Here is a 23056-nt window from a genome sequence, read left to right as displayed (position 1 = left end):
TAATCCTCTGTAGTGGAACGAATGATTAGCATCGCTTGATGACAAACGGCTTATGGCAGCGCAAGGGTCTTCATCACCTCGGCCCACGGTACGAACTTGAAGTTCTGCGCCTGCTCGGGCATGCGCTTGCGGCCGTCCTGAACCACCAGCATGCCCTTGCTCCACGGGCCGCCGAGGTTCATGGAGGTCACTTCGATGCCGTCGGTTTCCGAGGTGCCGTCAATCCCTGCGCCGGCATTGAGGCCGACCCGAAATGCACCGCGCAGCGCGTACGGCGGCTCGGCATCGACGACCACGTAGCTGTCGTTGCCCTGGCTGGAGATCACCAGATAGTCGTGGCTGTCGCTCTGATACAGCGCCAGCCCCTCGACGTCAGCATGCACCGCCTCGCCGACCTTGATCACGCTGGACAGCGTTGCAGGCTGATCGGCACGCGCATCGACTTCCCACACACCGACGTCCTCTTCACCGAGAAACAAGCGCTGACGCTGGTCGTCAGCCACACAGCCTTCGGGCTGGGTCTCGACCTTGAAGCGCCGCACCAGCTCGCCCTGCGCCTTGCCGTCCGACGCACTGAGCCGGTATTGCAGAAAGCTGCCGTCCTTGCCGTTGGCGAAGGCATACAACTCGCCACTGGCCGGTTTGAACAGGCAGACACCATAGATTTCTGCCAGTGGCGTCGGAATTTCGCCGGCTTCGCGGACCACGCCACTGACACGGTCAATGCTGAACAGGCTCAGGCTGTTGCGATCCCGATTGCTGGCCACCGCCAGATCGACTTTCTTTTTACCGAGCATGAAGCCGGGGCGTATATCGACGTTGTTCAAGCGTCCGACCGGCAGTTCCTGCAACTGCTTGCCGCTCAGGTCATAAGCCAGCAGCCCCTGTTTCTTGTTGGTGCCGAGCACCCGGCTGAGCGCCGGGTTTTGCGGGTTGACCCAGATCGCCGGATCGTCGGCGGCATCGCCCTGACGCCCGACGGGCTGGCTCTGACTGACCGGCATGACACTGGGCAAAGGCGCCGCGACGGCCACCGCTTGTGGCGTCCAGCTCAATGCGCCCTGATACAGCCGCTCGCCGTCATTGTCGTTGACCAGCAGCTGCAAACCGGTCTTGTCTTCGCGTGCAGACAGGCCTTCGGGCTTTTTCAGGTTCATCAGCGACAGATCGGCCACCGACGTCCAGCTCTCGCCCTCGTCCTGATAAAGATGCAAAGACTTGCCTTTCGGGTCCAGCGCCAACAAGCCACCGGGCACGACGGCCATGGCGCCCGCTGTCTGTTTCAGCTCGCCGAACGGCTCGCGCAGGGCCACCGGCTGGCGGGCGACATCGGCTTCGGGATGCGCCGGATAGGCCCACCAGCCGATGTTTTCTTCGTTGACGAACAAGCGGTGCGCAGCGTCGTCGACCTGACAGAACTCGGCATTCGGCGGTAACGGCAGATTGCGCACCAGCCGTGGCGTGTGATTGAGCCGATCACCTGTGCCCACCAGCCACTGCTCGCCCTTGCCCTCCTCGCCCACCAGAAACACAAACAGGTTGCTGGCGTCATCGCGGTACAGACACAGGCCGGCAACCGAATAATCGCGGGCGGGCAGATAAACCGGTTGGGACCACTGCGCTTTTGCTGAATCGAGCTGAGTCAGCATGGCCTGCTGACGGCTGTTGTCGAGCGTCGCAACCAGCACGCTGGCGCCGGTCAGACGGCTATCGAGCCCTTGAAAGGAACCCGGCATGTGCGCCAGCTCGCGGCCCTGATCGTCCAAAAGCAACAGCCCGGCCTTGACGCTGGCGGCCAGACGGCGAGCACCGTCACTGCCTGGCAGGAAGGCCACGGACTGTGCCTTGAACGGTGTGTTTTCGGCCCAGCGTGTCAGGTTCAGGTCGGTGGGCGGCGAGGCCTGCACAACCCCGGCGACGAGACTCAGCAACAGCATCAGACAGGCCGGTTTGGGTGATAACGAAATCATCATGAACGGTGTAATCCTTTGAATGGGCGCGTCAGGTCAGTCAGAAATGGGTGAACGTCAGGCCGACTTTGTAGGTCGGGCCGTACTCCTTGTACTGGCCGTTGTAGGCGCGAAGGCCGCTGTAGACGAAATACGGCTGATCGGTGAGGTTCTGCGCTTCGAAACTGACCTTGAGGTTCTTGGTCAGCGAGTAGCGCGCGCTGAAATCGACGAAGGTCTGCGCGTCCACGTACTGGTCGTGGTCCTTGTCGCCGATTGCCGCCAGTTCATAGAGGTAGGCCGACTTGTAATTGGCCGACAGGCGCAGGCTCAGCTTGTCGTTTTCCCAGCCGAGCATGACGTTGCCGACCGTCTTCGACTGACTGGGCAGATCGATATCGCGCTTGCGGTTGGTGCCGGTGCTCTGATCGAAGCCGTTGATGCTCGCATCCGAGCGGCTCAAGGTGGCATTCGCGCCCAGCAGCAGGCCATTCCAGGGCGATGGCAACCAGTCGAGTTTTTGCGAGTAAGCCAGTTCCAGCCCGTACAGCTTGGCCTTGTCACCATTGGCGTAAGTGTTGGCTTCGGAGAAATTCGCCCATTGCCCGGTACCCGCCAGGTCGGTGTTGTAGACGAAGTTCTGAATATCCTTGTAGAACACGAACGCCGACACAGTGCCCGCGCGGCCCATGAAGTGCTCGATGCCAAGGTCGAGGTTGCTGGACTCCAGCGGCTTCAGGTTCGGGTTGCCAAACGTGGCCTCGTCATCGTCGATGACAAAGCCCGGCGCCAGTTGCCCGAAGGTCGGACGCACCACGGTTTTGGTCCACGCGGCGCGCAACTGGGTGCTCTTGTCGAGCTGATAACGGGCGTGCAGGCCCGGCAGCCAGTGGTGATAGCGGCGACGGGTGTCGCTGGACTCGAATGCGCCGTCGCGCACGCCAGTGCCTTTGGCGTCCATTTCCGTACCCTCGTAACGCAAACCGGCGATGAAGCGCCATTTATCGACGTCGAGGGTGTTCATGAAGTAGCCGGCGTTGATGTCTTCGTTGATCTTGAAGTCGTTAGCGCTGGACTCGGCCTGATCATAGGCATCGGCGGCGTTCAGCCCGCCGACCAGCCCCTTGATCGCGCCGGGGCTGATGCCGCTGCCGAATCGGCTCAACCGATAGTCGATGTGGCCTTTCTGAAAACGGGTCAGGTTCAGTTGCTCGTCACTGAAACCCAGATCGTCGAAATCTTCGTATTTCCAGACTTCCAGATCATTGCTCTTGTCGCGGCGACTGACCTTGCCGCCGAACTTGAACTGCGAGGCATAGCCTTTGAAGTCATAATCGCGGGCCAGGTCGAGGCGCACGTTCTTCTCGGTGTCCTTGGTGTACTGTTTTTCCCGGTCGACCTTGTCGAGGGTGAAGTTCGAATTGTCGTAGAACGACGAGCCGATAATCGGCCGCGGCTTGTCGCGGTCGTGGAATCCGGCGTCGCTGAAATCATCATTGCCAACGAACGTCGCCCCGGCGATGTGCTCCGGGCTGTCTTCGCTGGACTTGCTGTAACCGGCCTGACCACTGAGGGTCCACAGACCCAGCATGCGCTCGCCGCCGAACACATAGGACTGGATTTCCTGGGTTTCAGTGCGCGCCTTGAGCTTACGCGTGCCCTCGGCATCGCCGGTCTGGCCTGCGCGCTGGGCGTTGGCAAACTCGAAACCGTTGGTGGTGCGCACTTCGTCGTCCTTGAAGCGGCTGTACAGGGTGCGCAGGTAATAGTTGCTGACGTCATCGGGCTTGTAATCGAAGTTCAGACCGCCACCGGCGCGCTCGCGGCTGATGTCGTAATCGCGCTGTTCGAAGGATTGCAGGCGCGAGCCGTCCCAGTCGCCGCCGGTCTCGACGTTGTCGGAGCCGAAGTAGGCTTTTGCCAGCTCAGTGCGGCTGCCACGCCGAAGTTGTCGATGCCGTCGCCAAGGCTGAAACGGTTGCTTGCCGCGCCGGAAAACTTGGGGCTGGTCTGGCGGGTGTTCTGGTCGTAGCTGGCTTCGCTGCTGCCGGTGTAAAACAGGCCTTTGTGATCGAAGGCCGACAGGCTCTCGACATCGATGGTGCCGCCCAGCGAGTTGGCGTCCATGTCCGGCGTCAGGGTTTTGATCACTGACAGGGACTGCACCAGTTCGGCAGGCAGAACGTCCAGCGCCACGGCGCGGCGGCCACTTTCCGGGGCGGGCACCAGCGTGCCGTTGATGGTCACGCTGTTCAGGTCGGGGGCCAGGCCACGAACGGTGACGAAGCGTCCTTCGCCCTGATCGCGCTCGACACTAACACCCGGCAGGCGCTGGACAGCTTCGGCAACGTTCTGGTCCGGCAACTGCGCCACGCCGTCGGCATGTACGACGCTTTTGATGCTGTCGGAGCTGCGCTGCTCCTTGAGCGCGTTGTCGATACTCGCCGCCTGCCCGACCACTTGCACGTGTTCGGTGGCGCTGGCGTCGGCTGCCTGCAGACGTTCGCTGGCGATGGCTAATGCCAGTGAACCAAGAGTGAAACCAACCAGCTGAGCCCTGCTGCGACGCCTGTACATACGAGTCCTCCCCAGAATCCCGACCAGCCAGGCAAATGGCCCGGCAACTGGAGGCGCAAGCTAGAGTTGTGCAATGACGGTTCTGTGACAGGCCTTGGGGCCGGGTTCTGAAAACAGGGGGCGGGATGGGCGATAGACAGGCAAATGAGCTGATTTGACTTTCAGGCATGGCTAGGCTCTGTACGAAAAGTCGGCGAGCGAAGGTCAGGCAAGGCAAAAACAGGCAAGGAACGGCCGGGGTCGCGTTCGGCTCTACGGGTTGTAAATGAGCATTCCGATCGGACTCGCGCACGAGCCTGTTTTTAACGCAGCATCACCGAGCGCAGCCACTTTTCGTACAGAGCCTAGAGCGAAGGTCGGACTGAGGAACGCGCATCTGGCTGACTGCTGATCCTCGTTCCTCACGCTCAGCGTGGGGATGCAGTTCGTGACGCTCCGCGTCACACAGCGGTTCTGCGATGTCAGGGGTATTTGTTTAAGGCTCAAGGCACCTTTTCGCCCCTCGGCGAGTGACTTTGAAGGATCAAAGTAACCAAAATCCTGGCTCCGTTTCCGGCCCGACTTCGTCGGGTTCCTTCGTCCTGACACTGATCCGGGGGCCGCCGCAACGGGCCATCCATGACCCGGTGCGGCTTGCTCGGCGTCCTGCCTCGCATCCCCCGGATCAGCGCGAGGACTCAGCCGTCACTTACGTCGCAATTTGCGTCGTCAGTGCCAGCGCGATAAAAAAGCGCTTTCTTTTATGTGCAGTGATTGGGCGCAAGGCATGACGTCGTGCAGCAGCTGCTACGTGACGCAAAACTCTTCGCGGCATTAGCGCGAGCCAGAGTTGTAGTGGAATACAACGATGGGTAAGGCCCGCATAAAAAACCTGCAACACACGTGAGCTGATTCGACCTCCCGTCATTTGGGTGACCCGTCACCCAAGTGTCATGTGCATCTGTTCTGCTGGCCGACAATCAGCACATCAGGAGCCGTATTTCCATGTTCAGGATCATTCAACCTCATCGCTGGAAACTCGCTGTGTTGCTGATCGCTTCCAACCTGGGGCTGCTGGCGTTCCTGGCGTTTGGCGATATCAAATATGTCAGCGAATGGAAATGGCTGGATATCGTTGGCGAAGGCGGTTCTGCCCTGCTGTCGCTGGTCTGGCTGTTTCTTGTGTTCAAGAGCCGTCCTGCCGGTCGGGTGACCAATTACCTGTCGGTGGGCCTGAGTTGTGTGTTTTTCTCGTGGTGGATCGACGCGCTGGACGAATTCATTCGCCTGCCGGCCGAGATCGAATGGGATCACTGGCTTGAGTCCGGACCGATGCCGGTCGGGCTGATCCTGTTGACCATCGGGATCTACCACTGGCACCGCGAACAACTGGCGATCAGCGCGCAGATGGAAAAACGCGAGCGCGGCTTTCGTGAGCACCGACTGTACGACAAGCTGACCCCTCTGGGCAGCGCCGATTACCTGAAACGCCAACTGGTGACAGGCATGGAGCAAAGCGTCTGCGAGCAGCAACCGTTGTCGCTGCTGGCGCTGGATATCGACGAATTCAGGGCAATCAACCACGCCTACGGCCACAGCGAAGGTGATGAAGTGCTGTCCGCCATCAGCCATCTGCTGGTGCTCAACCTGCGCCGTCAAGACCTGCTTTGCCGTCTGGCCGGTGACCGGTTTGTGGTGCTGCTGCCCAACACCGGTGAGAGCCAGGCCAGGTTGCTGGCCCTGGAACTGCAGCAGGCCGTCGCCAGCCTCGCGCACAAGACCCGGCAGCAAGGTGAACGTATTCATCTGTCAGCCAGCGTGGCGGTGGTGATGGCGCTCAACGAAACGCCGGACAACCTCCTGCGTCGCCTGAACCTGTCGCTGGCCCGCACCCGGCGCCCGCTGACGCGCACTGCCTGAGTGCCTGCCGTGACCATCAAGAACGACTGGTACGAGAACGACAGCCGCTTCATTCCCGGCCATTACCAGCCTGCCACGCTGATTGATCTGGCGCTGTCACGCGGCATCGACAGCCATCGCCTGCTGAAAGGCACCAGCCTGTTCTACGAAGACATCGTGGCCGGCAAGACGCGACTCAGCCCGCAACAATGCTTTGCCCTGATCGCCAACGCGCAACGCCAGCTGGAAGCCGATGACACCAGTTTCCTGTTCGGCCAGCGGCTGTTTCCCGGCCACTACGGCGCAGCCAGCCATGCGTTGCGTCATGCGCAGAATCTGCATCAGGCGCTGGAGATTCTGATCCGTCAGCACGCCTTGCTCAGCCCGTTGCTCACACCGCGCCTGGAGCTGGACGAGCACTACGCTTACCTTTACTGGCTGGACAACTGCGGCGCGGGCGAACAACACCGCTTCCTGCTCGAAGCCAGCATGACCGCGCTGGTTGCGATGAGTCAGCAGCTGGGCGGCGAACGCCTGCCATGGGAGTGCAGCTTCTGTCACGAGGAGCCGCGTTACGTCGAGCAATACTGGGTGCACCTGGGTGAATACACGGCATTCGGCCGCCCGCTGGACATGATGCGCCTGCCCAGGCATTACCTTACCCATCCGTGGCCGGGCGCATCGCCGATCGCCGCGCAGGTTGCCCGGCAGGAAGCGGCAGAGCAACTGGCTGCATTGGGCATGCACGCCAGCCTGCTGGACCGTTTGCACGACTGTCTGCGCCTTCACGTGCGTGACGCCATCGGCCTCGATCAGGTCGCACAGGCCTTCGCCATGAGCCCGGCCACGCTGAAGCGCAAGTTACAGAAGCACGGCACCCGTTTTCAGGCACAGCACGACCTGGCGCGCAAGCACGTGGCGCTGTACCTGTACCAGATCAAAGGGATGAGTAACGAGGCCGTGGCCGATTACCTGAAGTTCAGTGACCCGGCCAACTTCCGCCGTTCGTTCAAGCGCTGGACCGGCAGCACACCGGCGCTGATCCAGCGCTTGTTCAATTTCGATTGAGTCAGTGTCAGCGCTGCACGCACAATTTGTAGCCAAGCCCGTGAGCGGTGTGCAACAGCGGTGTTTCATGCTCGCCGTCGAGCGCGCGCCTGAGCATGTGAATGTTGCTGCGCAGGCTGCTGCTGTTCGGCGCATCACGCCCCCAGAGCACTTCTTCCAGCTCGCTGCGCTTCACGATATGCGGGCTTTTGCGCATCAATAATTCGAGCAGTTTCATGTTGGTCGGGTTGAGCTTCAATGGCCTGCCGTTGCGGGTTATTTCAAGGGTATCGAGGTCGAACTGCAGGTCGGCGACCACCATGACCCGGTTATTCCTCGGCTGACGCCGGCTCACCACTGCTTCGACCCGGGCCAGCACTTCGGACATCGCGAAAGGCTTGGTGATGTAGTCATCGGCGCCCACTTTGAAGCCGATCAGACGATCATCCAGTTCATCGCGCGCGCTGAGCATCACAATGGCCACTTCCGACTTCTAATACTGACGCAGGCTTCGGCAGATCTGGTTGCCGTCGATGCCTGGCAGCATGATGTCGAGAATGATCGCGTCGAAGCGTTTTGACGCCGCCAGGTGCAGGCCGCTCAGGCCATCCAGCGCGCCCTCCACGGCATGCCCCCTGAGTTCGAAAAATTCCAGCAGGTTGTCGTGGATATCACGGTGGTCTTCAATCACCAGAATGTTCATTGCTGCGCCTTCTTGTTGTTCCAACCGGCCGATCAAGAAACTGTAGTCGCTGAATCGGCAGCCCGGTCCACTCGTCTTTCAGGCTGCCTGGACGTCGAGGCCGGGCGTGCCGCCTGTATCGGCCGTTGCAACCTCGACCGGCCATAGAAGCACAGAGCAACCAGCAGCGTACTCAGCCACACCACAATGCCGGCCCAGAACGTGTGCGACATAAAATGCCAGCCTTGCAGCACCCGCGTCGTGCCATAGATCATGCCCAGCAACATTATTCCCGCCAACAGCACCTTCGAATGCTTCCAGCAGTAGCGCCGGGCGACGAAATACAGGGCCAGCAGGCTGAAGGCGCCTGACGCATGGCCGCCCGGCCAGCATCTTCCGGCACCGGCTTCATGCAACAGGTTGAAGTTCCTGAACCATTCAATGTGCGCCTGAGGACCGCCGTACAACGTGGTTTCGACCGGGCAGTACACGCTGGTGTGGCTTTTCAGGTAATGAATCATGCCGGTGCTCACGGCAAAGGCGACGGTCACGAAAAAGAAGTCCATACGATGCCTGCGCGCAAACCGCAATGGGGTTTCAAGCCGGGCGCGTATGACCAGCCGGGTAAGGCCCGAATCACGACGCCGCTCTAAAAGTGGCCAGACAAACGAAGCAATCGCGCCGATGATTGCCAGCTCACCGGTCAGATCGGGGATGATCCGCGCCCATTTGTGGGTGATGGTTTCGAACAGCCGAATGTGCCCGATCGGGAACACCCCGGCTGCCGAGTCAAATAGCAGGTCGCTCAATTGCCGGTCGAGATCGGTCAAATCGAATGCCACAAATACCAGTAACGCAAAAAACACAGGTAGACCCAGATTGATGCCGTAGAACCGCGATCTGGCGTGGTTGGATGTCATCAATTGAATTGCTCGCTGTTGAGGTTTGCCCATTGTTCAACGTTCAGGGAGCCGAGTACCTTCGGCCGGTGGCTGCCATCCACCTGCACGAAAAAGGCTTCGGCGTATTCGCTGGAGCGCTCGCCGCCTGGCACACCGACCTTGCGCTCGAACTGGTCGATGCAACCGCTGTGGGTGATCAGTATGAGATTTTCACCGCCGACCTTGTGAGCCTGTACCGCGGTCATGAAGCCGCTGTCGCAATCGTTGACCCACGCTTGGGTAGGTACTGCATGCCCGGCCACGAGTTCTGCGGTCTGTTGTGTGCGGACCTTGGGACTGGCGAGCATCCGGGCGTGGCTCAAGCCCATCTTCTGCAGCCCCGCGCCCACCGCCAGCGCCGCGTCCCGGCCTTTGGAGGTGATGCCCTCGGCGCTGGCCATGCACGGGTTGGTTGAGCGGTCGCAGCGTTCGGCGTGTCGAATCATCACCACCACGTCACCGCGCAGCCATTGATCGCGCAGGCCCGATACTTTCAGGTTGTTTCCGGCGCCGAGGTTCACTACGTGTACGCTTGAGAATGCGGTGAAAAACCATGCGCAAATTGCCATTAATGTCACGGCGACGGAGATCGATACGATGTTCTGATGAAGCTTGAAGCGCCGGTGAATACCGGATTCGGCAAGCAGATTCTTGTTGTTGATTAGCGTGTCAGCCAAGTGACCACTCCTACGCTGAGCCTGTCTGTGGCGCTGACCTGGAAGATGCCCGAAGTCGTTACCGCCCCCATGCGCTCAACATAGGTTCAGCATGGTGCTGACGCGGTGAAGAAGATGTGAAAAAAGTGTTGCAGGCAAGGCGCAGTGGCTTTCCATAAGCCTAATTAAAACAATGGCTTATGTGAATTATTGGCTTGAACATGAAGATAATTTAAGCGTTTTCCAGAGAGTACTGCCGATGCTCCGCGTCACACGGCCCGCGATGTCAGAAAAATAGGGGGTCGGCTCAAGGCACCTTTTCGCCCCTCGGCGAGTTACTTTGATGGGGCCAAAGTAACCAAACCCCTTGGCTCCGTTTCCGGCCCGACTTCGTCGGGTTCCTTCGTCGTCAGTGCCATCTCGATATAAAAGCGCTTTGACTATCGTGCGACGCTCCGCGTTGCATGCCGTTCTGGACGCTCTGCGTCCGAGCTTAAGTAGGCCGGCGTAGCGCAGACTTGCGGTCTGCATGCCAACGCATTGGCACCTGAATCGTCGAAATCACAAAAGGTATAACGACTTAAGCTCGATCATTGTAAGACGTGTCCATTTATAAACAGCTCTAAATCAAGCATGTCTGCCTATAACCCCTATGAATACTGAAAATAGTCGTCATACGACCATTGACTTCGTCCTACAACGCTGCAAATAATCGTCACAATGTTGTATGACGACATACTAATAAAACCTGATAACAATAATATCCATGAAGGTCACCATGAAAATCATCTCGGTCTGTGTTGACGTTTTTTCTTTTCCTTCGCGCCGCGCTGTGGACAGCGCCGGGCATGCGCATCCCGGCGAGGAAAAACCGGTCAGGATGGGCATGCTGCGTATCGTTTGTGACGACGGCAGCGAAGGGTTTTCCTTTGGTCCGCCCGAGCTGATTCGTCCGCACATCATCGAGTCGTTCGTCAAGAAAGTGCTGATCGGGCAGAACCCGATGAACCGCGAGAAGATCTGGCAGGAACTGGCTCACTGGCAGCGTGGCAGCGCCAGTCAGTTCACTGACCGTGCGCTGGCGCTGGTGGAGCAGGCGTTGTGGGATCTGGCCGGGCGCGCGCTCAAGCTGCCGGTTCACCAGTTGTTGGGGGGTTTCCGCGACAAGGTACTGGCCTACGGCTCGACCATGTGCGGCGACGACCTGGCCGGCGGGCTGTCCACCCCGGACGAGTACGGGCAGTTTGCCGAGAAGTTGGTGCAGCGCGGCTACAAGGGCATCAAGCTGCACACCTGGATGCCACCGATTTCCTTCGCACCCAACCCACGCATGGATGTTCAGGCCTGCGCCGCCGTCCGTGAAGCAGTCGGCCCGGACATCGCGCTGATGCTCGACGGCTACCACTGGTACAGTCGCACCGATGCGCTGTACATCGGCCGCGAACTGCAAAAGCTCGACTTCGCCTGGTTCGAAGAGCCGATGATGGAAGACTCCGCCGAGTCCTACGCCTGGCTGGCGGCTAATCTGGACATTCCGGTGCTCGGCCCGGAGAGCATCGCGGGCAAGTACCACAGTCGCGCCAGTTGGGTGGCCAACAAGTCCTGCGACATTTTGCGTGCCGGCGTCGCCGGCGTCGGTGGCATCGGACCATGCCTGAAAGTTGCGCATCTGGCCGAGTCGTTCGGCATGGATTGCGAGGTCCACGGCAACGGCGCGGCCAATCTGGCGGTGGTCGGCGCTATCAGCAATTGCCGCTGGTACGAGCGCGGCCTGCTGCACCCGTTTCTCGAATACGATGATGTACCCGCCTACCTCAATATGCTGGTCGATCCGATGGACAGCGACGGCTTCGTGCACCTTTCCGAGCAACCGGGACTCGGCGAAGACATCAACTTCAGCTATATCGAGACTCACACCGAACACCGTTACTGACAGGCAGTACCGCAAAGGAACACCGACAACGGCTAATTCAGCGTTTCGATACAGCGTCTTATAAATATAATAAAGGACTGCCTCCATGAAGCTCTGGCCCCAGCGCCTGCCCTGGCTGCTATGTCTCGCCCTGACGGCGATGTTCACGCACACCCCGCCCGCCATGGCGCGTGGCGAAACACCGGTCGATCAACTGGTGATCGGCATGAGCATGATCAACCTGCTGTCGCTCGACCCGGCGGGTGCTACCGGCCTTGAAGTGTCCGAAGTCAACGCCAACCTCTACGACATGCTGCTGGAACAAGATGCCGCGCGCCCCGACCAACTGGTTCCGGCACTGGCAGAGCGCTGGGAAATCAGCCCAGACCGCATGCGCCTGACGTTTCACCTGCGTCAGGGCGTGACCTTCCACTCCGGTAATCCCCTCACCGCCCAGGATGTCGCCTGGTCGCTGCAACGCGTGGTCACGCTCAACAAGGCGCTGGCCTCGACCTGGAAAGCCTATGGCTACACCGCAAACAACGTCAGCGAACTGATGCGCGCCGAGGGGCCTTCAACCTTCGTGCTCGACCTGCCCAAAGCCACCTATCCGATGCTGGTGCTCAACACCCTGGCCACCTCGCCCAGTGCGTTTGTCGTCGACCGCCTGACCGCGCTGCAACACGCCAAGGGCGATGATCTGGGCGCAGGCTGGCTGACCACCAACGCGGCAGGCTCCGGGGCGTTCAAGCTGGACATCTGGCGCGCCAACGACGTGATCCTGATGACCCGCTTCGACTCGTACTGGCGCGGCCCGGCGAAGATGCGTCGGGTCATCATGCACAACATGACCGAGTCCCAGGCCCTGCGCCTGATGGTCGAGCGCGGTGATCTGGACGTAGCCCGCGGCATGGCGGCCAGCGACATTCAGGCCCTGACCCGCTCCAAAGACGTCAGCGTGCAGACCATTCCGCGCGGCACACTGTATTACGTCGCGCTGAGCATGGAGCAGCCTTTGTTTCAGGACATCCGCGTGCGTCAGGCGATTCGCGCACTGATCGATTATCAGGGCATCAACAACGTCATCATGCCGCATTATGGCGTGATCAATCAGCGCCCGCTGCAACTGGGGCTGGCGGCCAGACTCGATGATCCGGGCTACACGCTGAATGTCGCCAAAGCCAGGCAACTGCTGGCCGAAGCCGGGCACCCGAACGGCTTCAAGATCACCATCCGCTCGCTGACCGACACGCCGTTCATCAACATCGCCACCAGCCTGCAATCGACCCTCGCCCAGACGGGCATTCAGGCGTCGATCATTACCGGCACCGGCAACCAGATCTACGGTGCCATGCGCGACCGGCGTTTCGACATTCTGGTCGGTCGTGGCGGCGGCGGTGCCGAACGTCATCCACACTCCAGCCTGCGAGCACTGATCTACAACCCGGACAGCCGCGAAGAAGCCCGATTGAGCAACTTTCAGGGCTGGCGTACCTCGTTCTATAGCGCCGAGATCAACCAGTTGATCGAGCAGGCCGAGCACGAGCGCGATGCACGTCAGCAACTGGCCGACTGCCAGCGCATCCAGACGCTCTATGACCAGAAAGCAGGCCCGATCATGCCGGTTTCGCAGATGACCGACGAAGTGGTCATCCACGCCGATGTTCAGGAATACGCAGGCCACAGCGCCGCGACCACGCGCCTGCGTGACGTCTACAAGCAACGCTGAACCATGCGTTCAATCGCTCAAGCCAAGGCAGGAATAACCATGTCGAGTGCATCGATTTCATTTTGGAGCAGTCGGGTCGCCCACGGCACCCGTCGCAGCGGATCAGTGGCGGCGACCCTGTTCGGCCTGCTGTTGCTCACTTTCTTCATCGGTCGGGTCATGCCGCTGGACCCGGTGCTGGCCATCGTCGGCCCGGACGCCGACGCAGCCGCCTACGCTCAGGCCTACCAGGAGCTGGGCCTGGACAAACCGCTGACCACCCAGTTCGTGATGTACCTCAGCGACCTGCTGCACGGCGATCTGGGCAAGGCGCTGCTGACCGGGCATCCGGTCATCGAAGACATCGCCCGGGTGTTCCCGGCGACGCTGGAACTGGCCACGCTGGCGATTCTGTTCGGCATCCTGATCGGGCTGCCGCTGGGGGTTTACGCTGCCACGCATCAAGGCCGCAGCGGCGACCACATCGCCCGGGTCATCACCCTGTTCGGCTACTCCACGCCGATCTTCTGGTTGGGCATGATGGCGTTTCTGGTGTTCTACGCCTGGCTGGGCTGGGCGGGCGGGGTCGGCCGCATCGGCCTGGCCTACGACGGCCTGATCGAAACCCGCACCGGCCTGCTGTTGATCGACACCGCCTTGTCCGGCGACTGGGACGCCTTTCGCAGCGCGCTGCGCCATATCCTGCTGCCCGCGGTGATCCTCAGCTTTAATTCGGTGGCCTACATCAGCCGCATGACGCGCAGCTTCATGCTCGAGCAACTGTCGCAGGAGTACATCATCACCGCGCGGGTCAAGGGTCTGTCACAGCGACGCATCGTCTGGGGCCATGCGTTCCGCAACATCCGCGTACAGCTGCTGACCATCGTTGCCCTCGCCTACGGCGGTCTGCTGGAAGGCGCGGTGCTGATCGAAACCGTTTTCGCCTGGCCGGGTTTCGGCCAGTACCTGACCAGCAGCCTGCTGCTCGGTGACATGAATGCGGTGATGGCCTGCGTGCTGCTGATCGGTCTGATCTTCGTGATCCTCAACCAGATCAGTGACGCACTTTATAAAGTCTTCGACCCGAGAACCCGCTGATGACTACTTCTCTTGCAAGCAGCGCCAAACCGATGGTCCAGGCCCCGCAATCAAGTTTTGCGGCGTTCACCGCCAGCGCCGCGCGTCTGATGCGTTTTCTGTTGCGCAACCCGATGACCCTCGCGGGCCTGATCGTGATCAGTACATTGATGGTCGTCGCCCTGTTCGCGCCGTTGATCGCCACCCATGACCCGCTCGCCCAGGACATGTCTGCTGCGCTGCGCATGCCGGGCGCGCAACACTGGTTCGGCACCGATGAATACGGCCGCGACGTGTTCAGCCGGCTGGTGTACGGCTCGCGCATCACGCTGTACATCGTGATGCTGGTAACGGTGATCGTCGGCCCCATCGGCATGTTGATCGGGACTGTTTCCGGCTATTTCGGTGGCTGGGTCGACAGCCTGTTCATGCGCATCACCGACATCTTCATCTCGTTCCCGAGCCTGGTGCTCGCGCTGGCGTTCATCGCAGCCCTTGGGCCGGGTCTGGAGCAGGCGGTCATCGCCATCGCCCTCACCGCCTGGCCACCGATCGCGCGTCTGGCACGGGCCGAAACCCTGTCGCTGCGCAACGCCGACTTCGTCGTGGCGGTGAAACTGCAAGGCGCCTCGGCACTTCGCGTTATCGGTCGCCACATCATTCCAATGTGCCTGTCCTCAGTGATCATCCGCCTGACCATGAACATGGCCAACATCATTCTCACTGCCGCCGCGCTGGGTTTTCTCGGCCTCGGCGCGCAGGCCCCGCTGCCGGAATGGGGCGCGATGATTTCCAGCGGCCGACGCTACATGCTGGAAAGCTGGTGGCTGGTCGCAGCACCCGGCGCCACCATCATGCTGGTCAGCCTGGCCTTCAACCTGCTGGGCGACGGCCTGCGCGATGTGCTCGACCCGCGTAGCGAATGACAGACATCGAATAACAAGAAAAGGAGCTGACAGCCATGTCGAAAACAGCCATGCCACCGATAAAGCTTGCGGTGGAAGATCTGCGGGTCGAATTCAATCATGCGGGCAAGACCACGGCAGCGGTCCGCGACGTCTCGTTCACCCTGGGCCGGGAAAAGCTGGCGATTGTCGGCGAATCGGGCTCGGGCAAATCCACGGTCGGCCGCAGCCTGCTGCGCCTGCACCCGGCAACGGCCAGAGTGACCGCGAAAACGCTGCGTTTCGGCGATGTCGACCTGCTCGATTGTAGCGAAAAACAGATGCAGGGCATTCGTGGCCGACGCATGTCGATGATCATGCAAGACCCGAAATACTCGCTGAACCCGGTGATCAAGGTCGGCGAACAGATCGCCGAAGCCTACCTGGCGCATCACCGCGTGTCGAAAAGAGAAGCCCGCGAGCGCACGCTGGACATGCTCGCCAAGGTGCACATTCGCGAACCGGCGCGGGTCTACGAGCTGTACCCCCACGAAGTCTCCGGCGATATGGGGCAAAGGATCATGATCGCAATGATGGTCATCACCGATCCGCAAGTCATCATCGCCGACGAGCCGACATCTGCGCTGGACGTATCGGTGCGGCGTCAGGTGCTCAACGTCCTTGAAGAACTGGTCAGCGAGCGTGATCTGGGCCTGATTTTCATCAGCCACGACCTGACCATGGTGCGCCACTTCTGCGACCGGGTGCTGGTGATGTACGCCGGGCGGGTGGTGGAGTCGCTGAACGCCAACGAGCTGGATCAGGCGTGTCACCCGTACACCCAGGGCCTGCTCGCCGCCCTGCCCAGCCTTGACCGTCCCCGCGCCAGCCTGCCGGTGTTGCAGCGCGATCCTCTCTGGCTCACTCACTGAGAATGCTCCCATGGCAATGATCACCGTCGATTCACTGAACCTGAGTTTCGGTACGGGCAGCGCGCTGAACCACGTGCTCAGGGACGTCAACCTGCAGGTCGAGCAAGGCCAGTCGTTCGGGCTGGTCGGTGAGTCCGGCTCGGGCAAGACCACCGTGCTGCGTTGCCTGGCCGGGCAATATCATCACTGGACCGGCGCCTTGAGCGTGGCGGGCCAGGCGGTACAGCGCAAGCTCGACGCCAGCCATTACCGCACCGTGCAGATGGTCTTTCAGGACCCGTATGCCTCGCTGCACCCGCGCCACACCATCGACGCTGCCCTCAAGGAGCCGCTGAGCATTCACAAGATCGGTGAGCGTGACCGGCGCGTCTGCGAGGTGCTGAACAAGGTTGGTCTCAATGAGAGCTTCCGGTTCAGGTATCCGCATCAGTTGTCTGGCGGCCAGCGCCAGCGCGTAGCAATTGCACGCGCGCTGATTCTCGAACCGCGCGTGCTGTTGCTCGACGAACCGACCTCGGCGCTGGATGTTTCGGTGCAGGCCGAAATCCTCAACCTGCTGTCCGATCTGCGCCGCCAGCAAGGCCTGACCTACCTGATGGTGACCCACGACCTTGGCGTGGTGGCGCATCTGTGTGACCGGGTGGCGGTCATGCAGCAGGGGCAGGTGCTGGAAACACTCGACAGCAGCCAGCTGGTCAACGATCAGGCCCGACACGAGTACTCGCGCATGCTGATCCAGGCCAGTCGCGACATGGACCTGCGCCCGACGGGATAACCCTGCTCCCGGCTGGCGACAGCCCGGACCCCGACCTCTGCTGACACGCTGATTCCTGGCCAACAAGGCCACAGGACCCGGCTGCCCGCGATTTGCTTCAACACACCCAGAACTTCAATCAACAAGAATAAAAAAAATGAAAAAATCACTCGCACTGCTCGCTTTTGCCGCCCTGCTGCCTTGCGCATGGACACATGCCGACAGCGCTTACATCAACTACCGCCATCAGTACGCGGAAAGCACACGTATGCACGCCGACCGGGTCAAATTCGGCACCCGTCTGGACAGCGGCTGGGGCTTTGAAGGGGAACTCAAGTACAAGACCGCAGGCGACCGACAGGACGTGGCGTTCGACAACACCGTCGGCAACGGCCACGAACTGACGGCAAGCTACCAACACCGGCTCGATGAAAAGTGGACGCTCACCCCGTCGCTGGCGCTGGAAAGCATCGAGAAATCCACAGCCTACAAAATGGGCCTCAAGCTGGGTTACAAAGTGAATGACCAGTTGAGCGTCTCCGGGCGTTATCGCTACGACTCGATCAAACTGGACCGCGACAAGGTCAACCACCAGATGCCCGACAACCAGATGGACGACCAGTCGATCAATCGTTACGACGTCTGGGTCAACTACGCCAGCAAAGGGCCGTGGACATACGAATACCAGTTCACCTATTTCGATGCCGATTACATCCGCTACGACAACGGCAAGACCGACTACGAGCAGAACGCAGCCTTCAAATACAGATGGGACAAGCGCTGGGTGCCGTTCTTCGAGGTGGGCGACATCAAGGTCGATTCGGAAGATGACAAGCGCCAGCTGAGATTGCGCGTGGGCGTGCAGTACAACTTTTTGTAGCGCAGATGGCGACGCGGAGCGTCATGACATGCATTTTGCGAACGATCTGACTATCGTGCGACGCTCCGCGTCGCATGCGTTTCTGGACGCTCCGCGTCCACTCTTGAGTGTGTGGCACAGTCACGTAGCGGTTCTGCGATGTCAGTTGGATGTATTTACGGCTCAAGTCATCTTTTCGCCTCTCGGCGAGTTACTTTGAAGGATCAAAGTAACCAAAATCCCGGCTCCGTTTCCGGCCCGACTTCGTCGGGTTCCTTCGCCCTGACACTGATCCGGGGGCCGCTGCGTCGTCAGTGATATCGCGGTAAAAAAGCCTTTTGATTATCAACTATCGTGCGACGCTCCGCGTCGCATGCGTTTCTGGACGCTCCGCGTCCGCTCATGAATCGCTCAGTCGCTGTACACCGACTGAGTACGGCGCAAGCGCATGCGGCTGCCGTTGAGGTGCAGGTACATGGCCGAGCGCGCGGCATCGACGTTGCCTTCGGCAATAGCGTTGTAGATGTGCCGGTGTTCAGCGTTGATTCCGGCCAGGTAGGCATTGCGGTCGCTCTGCCCGGTGTACGCCGAATTCATGCGGGTGCGCGGGATCAATTTGGTGCCCAGGTGTTTCATGATGTCGATCAGGTAGGCATTGCCGGACGCCTTGGCGATCTTGAGGTGAAACTGAAAGTCGGCATTGATCGTGGTCCCGGACTTCTGCGGCCCTTCGAGCAACGCATCGAAAGCCCGTTTGAGTTCCAGCAGCGCTTCCGGGCTGCGGCGCTGGGCGGCAAGACCGGCGGCCTCGACCTCAAGGCTCAAACGAAACTCCAGCAGGTTCAGCACATCGGACACGGTGGCGATGGTCGCCGGGCCGACGGAAAACCCCTCGGGCGGCGGCATGTCGAGGACAAATGTCCCTACGCCGTGGCGGGTTTCCACCAGGCCCGCAGCCTGCATCCGCGACAAGGCATCCCGCACCACCGTGCGGCTGACGCCTTCGGCTTCCATGATATGCAGCTCGGAAGGCAGTTTTTCGCCGCGCTGAAGCACCCCGTCACGCATGCGCTGGGCAAAGCGGTCAACCAGGGTTTCCGCCAGGCGTCGGTGGTTCTTTTGCGAAGAAAGCGCGTTGTCCGGCATTGCAGCCTCAGTTCTGTCCGATACGCGAGTATAGGCTGCGATACCGACACAAAACAGGCTCTGAGTACGGTTATACTCAGCCACCCCAAACGGACCGATCACCCTGCCATGGAACAACCTTCCGCCCCCAAAGGCCGCCGTTCCAGCCTGACCCAGCAACTGGTCGCCGAATTCTCGCGTAGGATTCGCGAAGGTGAACTGCGCAGTGGCGAAAAGCTGCCCACCGAGCAGGTGATCATCCGTGAAACCGGGGTCAGCCGCACGGTGGTGCGCGAGGCGATGTCGCGCTTGCAGGCCGAAGGCCTGGTCGAAACCCGGCATGGCATCGGCACATTCGTGGTCGACGCCTCACAGACCGGGAGTTCACCGCAGGACGCCCCCGCCATTGGCACACCCGGTGACGCAGCGCCGATCATCGAACTGCGTCTGAGCCTTGAACCCGAATCCGCCGCCCTCGCCGCGCAACGCCGTACGCCCGGGCAGTTGGAGGCAATTCGTCAGGCCCTCGATGAATTACATCGTTGCGCACGCCTCGGCAAAGACACCCTGCAAGCCGACTTCGAATTCCACCGGCAGATCTCGCTGTGCACCGCCAACAGCTTCTTCACAGACGTCATGAGCCAGCTGGGCAGCAGCATTCTGCCGCGCACGCGCAGTGGCTTCGGCAATATATATTACGTTACTGCACACCGAAGATGATCCGGAAGCTCAACAACGTGAGCAAGAGCAGATTTTCGACGCCATCGCTCGCCAGGACCGGGATGCGGCACGCGCCGCGATGCGCCTGCATCTGACCAACAGCCTGCTGCGAACGCAAAGCATTAGCCACTAAAACCCTTATCGTTTACCATGCCGGCCGTCGGTTTCCGAGAGGAACTAACAGGGAATTCGCACGCCTTGTTTCAAAAGGTCAAAACGAAACTGCCCCCGCAACTGTAGGCATCGAGCCTGCTCTATGACTGCCACTGGATTCAGGTCCGGGAAGGCCGGAGCGAGGCGATGACATGCCAGTCAGGAGACCTGCCGACCTGATTCAACCCACTAACCGGCGGGGTGTCCGGGAAGGACATCCGCACGCGTCGGCATTTTTTGTCGTGCCCGGTCATCTGCCGGGGATGTGTTTCCTGATATGCATTGCGCCTTGGCACCTGCTCCAATGGAGACCGCATTTCATGTCGCTGCCCCGCCTTGCCGCCCTCGCCGCTTGCCTGACCCTGTCGACCCTGACGTTTGCGGCACCGACCCAGTATCCGCTGACCGTGGAAAACTGCGGCTCGACCCTGACCTTCGCGCATGCGCCGACCAAAGCCGTAACCATTGGTCAGGCCGGAACTGAAATGCTCTACGAACTGGGCCTCGGCGACAAGCTGGTCGGCACTTCGCTGTGGTTCAACAACGTGCTGCCACGTTTCAAGGCGCAGAACGACAAGGTCGAGCGCCTGGCCGATAACGAACCGGGCTTCGAAGCGGTGATCGGCAAGCGCCCAGAGCTGGTGGTCGTGCAGCTGGAGTGGATGGTCGGCAAACAGGGCGCGGTTGGCACCCGCGAGCAGTTCCATGATCTGAAAATCCCGACTTATATCCTGCCGTCCGATTGCGAAGGCAAAGACAATCTGGTCGGCGCCGATGGCACGCGTCTGGAGCCGTTTCGCATCGAGACCATTTACAAAAGCATCGAACAGCTGGCGCAGATTTTTGATGTACGGGATCGCGGCGACGCATTGGTCGCCGACCTCAAGGCGCGCCTCAGCGCAGCGATTGCCAACGTCAACCAGAACAAGGCCAACGACGTGTCTGCGCTGTTCTGGTTTTCCAGCTCCGAGATCGCCAGCGACCCGTTTGTGGCGGGCCGCAAAGGCATTCCGGACTTCATGCTCAACAGCCTGGGCATGCGCAACATCGTACAATCCGACGAAGAATGGCCGACCGTGGGCTGGGAAACCATCGCCAAGGCCAACCCGAGCATTCTGGTGATTGCACGCATGGACCGCCGCCGCTTTCCGGCCGACGACTACCTGAAGAAGATCGCCTTCCTCAAGAGCGACCCGGTGACGCGCAACATGGATGCGGTCAAGCACGACCGGATCGTGATCATCGACGCCGAGGGCATGCAGGCCGGTCTGCGCCTGTTCACCGGTTTCGAAGAGCTGGCCGACGCCGCCAACCGTTTCAACGCCGCCCGATGAGATGGCCTGTAGCGTTTGGCCATCTGCTGTGGGTTGCCGCAATCCTGGTGCTGGCGATCATGATCGGCGCGGCGATTGGTGAAACATCGATCAGCCTTTCAGTAGTCTTTCAGGTGCTGGCCAACAAACTCTGGGCGGCCGGTTATATGCTCGACCCTATCGACGAAGGCATCGTCTGGAATTACCGGCTGACCCGCGCCATCGTTGCGGCAGCCTGCGGAGCCGGGCTGGCGATCTGCGGCGTGGTGCTGCAATCGTTGTTGCGCAACCCGCTGGCCGACCCGTACCTGCTGGGGATTTCCGCCGGGGCCTCGACCGGCGCGGTGCTGGTGGCCATCCTGGGTTTTGGCGCGGGGGCGATTTCCATGTCGGCTGGCGCGTTCGTCGGGGCCGTGGCGGCGTTTTCGCTGGTGGCCCTGCTCGCGCATTCCTCACGGGGCACCACCGCATCCGTGCAGATCATTCTGGCGGGGATCGCCGGTTCACAACTGTTCAACGCGCTGACCTCGTTCATGATCACCAAATCCGCCAGTTCCGAGCAGGCCCGCGGCATCATGTTCTGGTTGCTGGGCAACCTTAGCGGGGTGCGCTGGCATTCGGTGTGGCTGGCAGTGCCGACGGCGCTGGCCGGTCTGCTCGTTTGTCTGTGGTACCGACGCGCGCTGGATGCCTTCACTTTCGGCAGCGATTCGGCCGCCTCGCTCGGCATTGCGGTGCGACGTGTGCAGATCATCCTGATCGCCACCGCAGCGCTGGTGACGGCGGTCATGGTCTCGATTGTCGGCTCCATCGGTTTTGTCGGGCTGGTGATTCCGCACGCGGTACGCATGCTGGTCGGCGTACGTCACGCACGGCTGGTGCCGCTGAGCGCACTGAGTGGCGCGCTGTTTCTGATCGCTGCAGACATCCTCTCGCGCACGATGATCAAAGGTCAGGCACTGCCGATCGGGGTGATTACTGCGCTGATCGGCGCGCCAGTCTTCGCATTGATTCTTATCCGGGGCAACAGCACGCGATGAACGCCTTTGCGCAGTCGCTCGGTTCACCCGTACTCGGTTGCTCCGGGTTGGGTTATTCGGTGCGTGGTACGGCCTTGCTGAGTGATATCGATCTGAGTATCACGGCAGGCGAAACGCTGGCGGTAGTCGGCCCCAATGGCTCGGGCAAATCCACCTTGCTCAAGCTGCTGGCCGGCATTCAGAAGCCGGGGAGCGGCACGGTCAGGCTGGGTGATCAGGCACTTGCCGCCATGAGCCGCAGAGACGTGGCGCGCCTGCTGGCGGTGGTCGAGCAGCAGGCCGAAACCAGCGACGCGGTGACCGTACTGGACGCCGTCGAACTGGGCCGCACGCCCTGGCTTTCGGCACTGGAGCCGTGGAGCGCGAATGACGACGCCATCGTGCGTCAGGCCTTGCTCGACGTGGACATGTTGCATATGCAAAAACGTGCCTGGCACACCCTGTCCGGTGGCGAGCGGCAACGTGTGCACATCGCCAGGGCGCTGGCGCAACGGCCAAAAATCCTGCTGCTGGACGAGCCGACCAACCATCTAGATATCCAGCATCAACTGACCATCCTCGGTCTGGTCAAAGCCTTGCCGGTGACCACGGTAATTGCCCTGCACGACCTGAATCAGGCGCTGGATTGCGACCGGGTGGCGGTCATGGAAAAAGGCCGACTGGTGGCGCTGGGCACGCCGGTCGAGGTGCTGACGCCAGAGCGCCTGCTGAGCACCTTCGGCGTCGTCGCCCACTGGCTGACCGATCCCTTTGATGGCGCGAAAATCCTGCGTCTGCGCTCACGCTGAGGCAGCGCCGGTGGTCAGCCCATAACCTGCGCAAACCGGCAACAGGTGCGCCGCGCGGCGC

16 protein-coding genes, 3 pseudogenes and 1 riboswitch are annotated in these 23056 nt (G+C 60.9%); of the genes and pseudogenes, 13 read left to right on the top strand and 6 right to left on the bottom strand.

Annotation, left to right across the window (positions count from 1 at the left end; genetic code table 11):
• Positions 1 to 50: 50 nt before the first annotated feature.
• Both BLT55_RS06700 and BLT55_RS06695 read right to left on the bottom strand, forming a co-directional pair.
• Complete coding sequence (locus BLT55_RS06700; RefSeq protein ID WP_055000597.1) at positions 51 to 1973, bottom strand: phytase; 1923 nt, start codon at positions 1971 to 1973, stop codon at positions 51 to 53.
• Positions 1974 to 2010: 37 nt separating this feature from the next.
• A pseudogene (locus tag BLT55_RS06695) lies at positions 2011 to 4526 on the bottom strand (TonB-dependent receptor).
• Between the two features lie 984 nt (positions 4527 to 5510).
• Here BLT55_RS06695 and BLT55_RS06685 point away from each other — a divergent pair.
• The gene (locus BLT55_RS06685; RefSeq protein WP_007249245.1) at positions 5511 to 6425 is read left to right on the top strand and encodes a GGDEF domain-containing protein; all 915 of its coding nucleotides are present in this window, start codon (positions 5511 to 5513) and stop codon (positions 6423 to 6425) included.
• 9 nt (positions 6426 to 6434) lie between these two features.
• The gene (locus BLT55_RS06680; RefSeq protein ID WP_074800191.1) at positions 6435 to 7472 is read left to right on the top strand and encodes an AraC family transcriptional regulator; all 1038 of its coding nucleotides are present in this window, start codon (positions 6435 to 6437) and stop codon (positions 7470 to 7472) included.
• A 7-nt stretch (positions 7473 to 7479) separates the two neighbouring features.
• Here the strand turns inward: BLT55_RS06680 and BLT55_RS06675 are convergent.
• The 3 genes and pseudogenes from BLT55_RS06675 to pmrG all read right to left on the bottom strand — a co-directional run bounded on the left by BLT55_RS06675 (position 7480) and on the right by pmrG (position 9751).
• A pseudogene (locus tag BLT55_RS06675) lies at positions 7480 to 8154 on the bottom strand (response regulator transcription factor).
• A gap of 32 nt (positions 8155 to 8186) precedes the next feature.
• Positions 8187 to 9053: a phosphatase PAP2 family protein gene (locus BLT55_RS06670; protein ID WP_055001993.1), complete on the bottom strand. Its 867-nt coding sequence runs from the start codon at positions 9051 to 9053 to the stop codon at positions 8187 to 8189.
• Positions 9053 to 9751: a lipopolysaccharide core heptose(II)-phosphate phosphatase PmrG gene (pmrG, locus tag BLT55_RS06665; protein ID WP_055001994.1), complete on the bottom strand. Its 699-nt coding sequence runs from the start codon at positions 9749 to 9751 to the stop codon at positions 9053 to 9055. Before pmrG ends, BLT55_RS06670 begins: the two co-directional genes overlap by 1 nt.
• Positions 9752 to 10508: 757 nt before the next feature.
• On the opposite strand from pmrG, the gene BLT55_RS06660 reads away from it, so the two are divergent.
• The 7 genes from BLT55_RS06660 to BLT55_RS06630 all read left to right on the top strand — a co-directional run bounded on the left by BLT55_RS06660 (position 10509) and on the right by BLT55_RS06630 (position 17877).
• Positions 10509 to 11663, top strand: a complete 1155-nt coding sequence (locus BLT55_RS06660; protein WP_055001603.1) for a mandelate racemase family protein — start codon at positions 10509 to 10511, stop codon at positions 11661 to 11663.
• Between the two features lie 85 nt (positions 11664 to 11748).
• A complete protein-coding gene (locus BLT55_RS06655) occupies positions 11749 to 13371 on the top strand; it encodes an ABC transporter substrate-binding protein (protein WP_055001604.1) in 1623 nt (540 codons plus the stop codon).
• Positions 13372 to 13410: 39 nt separating this feature from the next.
• On the top strand, positions 13411 to 14448 hold the full coding sequence (locus BLT55_RS06650) for an ABC transporter permease (RefSeq protein ID WP_074800185.1): 1038 nt from the start codon (positions 13411 to 13413) through the stop codon (positions 14446 to 14448).
• On the top strand, positions 14448 to 15353 hold the full coding sequence (locus BLT55_RS06645) for an ABC transporter permease (RefSeq protein ID WP_055002114.1): 906 nt from the start codon (positions 14448 to 14450) through the stop codon (positions 15351 to 15353). The genes BLT55_RS06650 and BLT55_RS06645 overlap by 1 nt, the downstream gene beginning before the upstream one ends.
• Positions 15354 to 15403: 50 nt before the next feature.
• Complete coding sequence (locus BLT55_RS06640) at positions 15404 to 16243, top strand: ABC transporter ATP-binding protein (protein WP_055002115.1); 840 nt, start codon at positions 15404 to 15406, stop codon at positions 16241 to 16243.
• A gap of 10 nt (positions 16244 to 16253) precedes the next feature.
• Positions 16254 to 17018, top strand: a complete 765-nt coding sequence (locus tag BLT55_RS06635) for an ABC transporter ATP-binding protein (protein ID WP_007249235.1) — start codon at positions 16254 to 16256, stop codon at positions 17016 to 17018.
• 136 nt (positions 17019 to 17154) lie between these two features.
• Positions 17155 to 17877 (top strand): oligogalacturonate-specific porin KdgM family protein, encoded by a 723-nt coding sequence (locus tag BLT55_RS06630; RefSeq protein ID WP_054085088.1) that lies wholly within the window; start codon positions 17155 to 17157, stop codon positions 17875 to 17877.
• 390 nt (positions 17878 to 18267) lie between these two features.
• Here the strand turns inward: BLT55_RS06630 and BLT55_RS06620 are convergent, their stop codons facing one another.
• A complete protein-coding gene (locus tag BLT55_RS06620; RefSeq protein ID WP_055001104.1) occupies positions 18268 to 19002 on the bottom strand; it encodes a FadR/GntR family transcriptional regulator in 735 nt (244 codons plus the stop codon).
• Positions 19003 to 19110: 108 nt separating this feature from the next.
• Here BLT55_RS06620 and BLT55_RS06615 point away from each other — a divergent pair.
• The 4 genes and pseudogenes from BLT55_RS06615 to BLT55_RS06600 all read left to right on the top strand — a co-directional run bounded on the left by BLT55_RS06615 (position 19111) and on the right by BLT55_RS06600 (position 22995).
• Positions 19111 to 19834: pseudogene (locus BLT55_RS06615) on the top strand (FadR/GntR family transcriptional regulator).
• 11 nt (positions 19835 to 19845) lie between these two features.
• A riboswitch (cobalamin riboswitch) is annotated at positions 19846 to 20044 on the top strand.
• Positions 20045 to 20174: 130 nt separating this feature from the next.
• Positions 20175 to 21188 carry an ABC transporter substrate-binding protein gene (locus BLT55_RS06610; protein WP_074800182.1) on the top strand — a complete coding sequence of 338 codons (1014 nt, stop codon included), beginning with the start codon at positions 20175 to 20177 and terminating at the stop codon, positions 21186 to 21188.
• Positions 21185 to 22207, top strand: coding sequence for a FecCD family ABC transporter permease (locus BLT55_RS06605; protein ID WP_054999635.1), 1023 nt, complete (start codon positions 21185 to 21187; stop codon positions 22205 to 22207). Before BLT55_RS06610 ends, BLT55_RS06605 begins: the two co-directional genes overlap by 4 nt.
• A complete protein-coding gene (locus tag BLT55_RS06600) occupies positions 22204 to 22995 on the top strand; it encodes an ABC transporter ATP-binding protein (protein WP_054999634.1) in 792 nt (263 codons plus the stop codon). Before BLT55_RS06605 ends, BLT55_RS06600 begins: the two co-directional genes overlap by 4 nt.
• Positions 22996 to 23056: the final 61 nt, after the last annotated feature.

Origin of the sequence: Pseudomonas cannabina, from assembly GCF_900100365.1 — a bacterium.
GTDB lineage: Bacteria > Pseudomonadota > Gammaproteobacteria > Pseudomonadales > Pseudomonadaceae > Aquipseudomonas > Aquipseudomonas cannabina.
The sequence above is the reverse complement of the archived record's forward strand: the minus strand, read 5'-3'. Positions and strand labels throughout refer to the sequence as shown.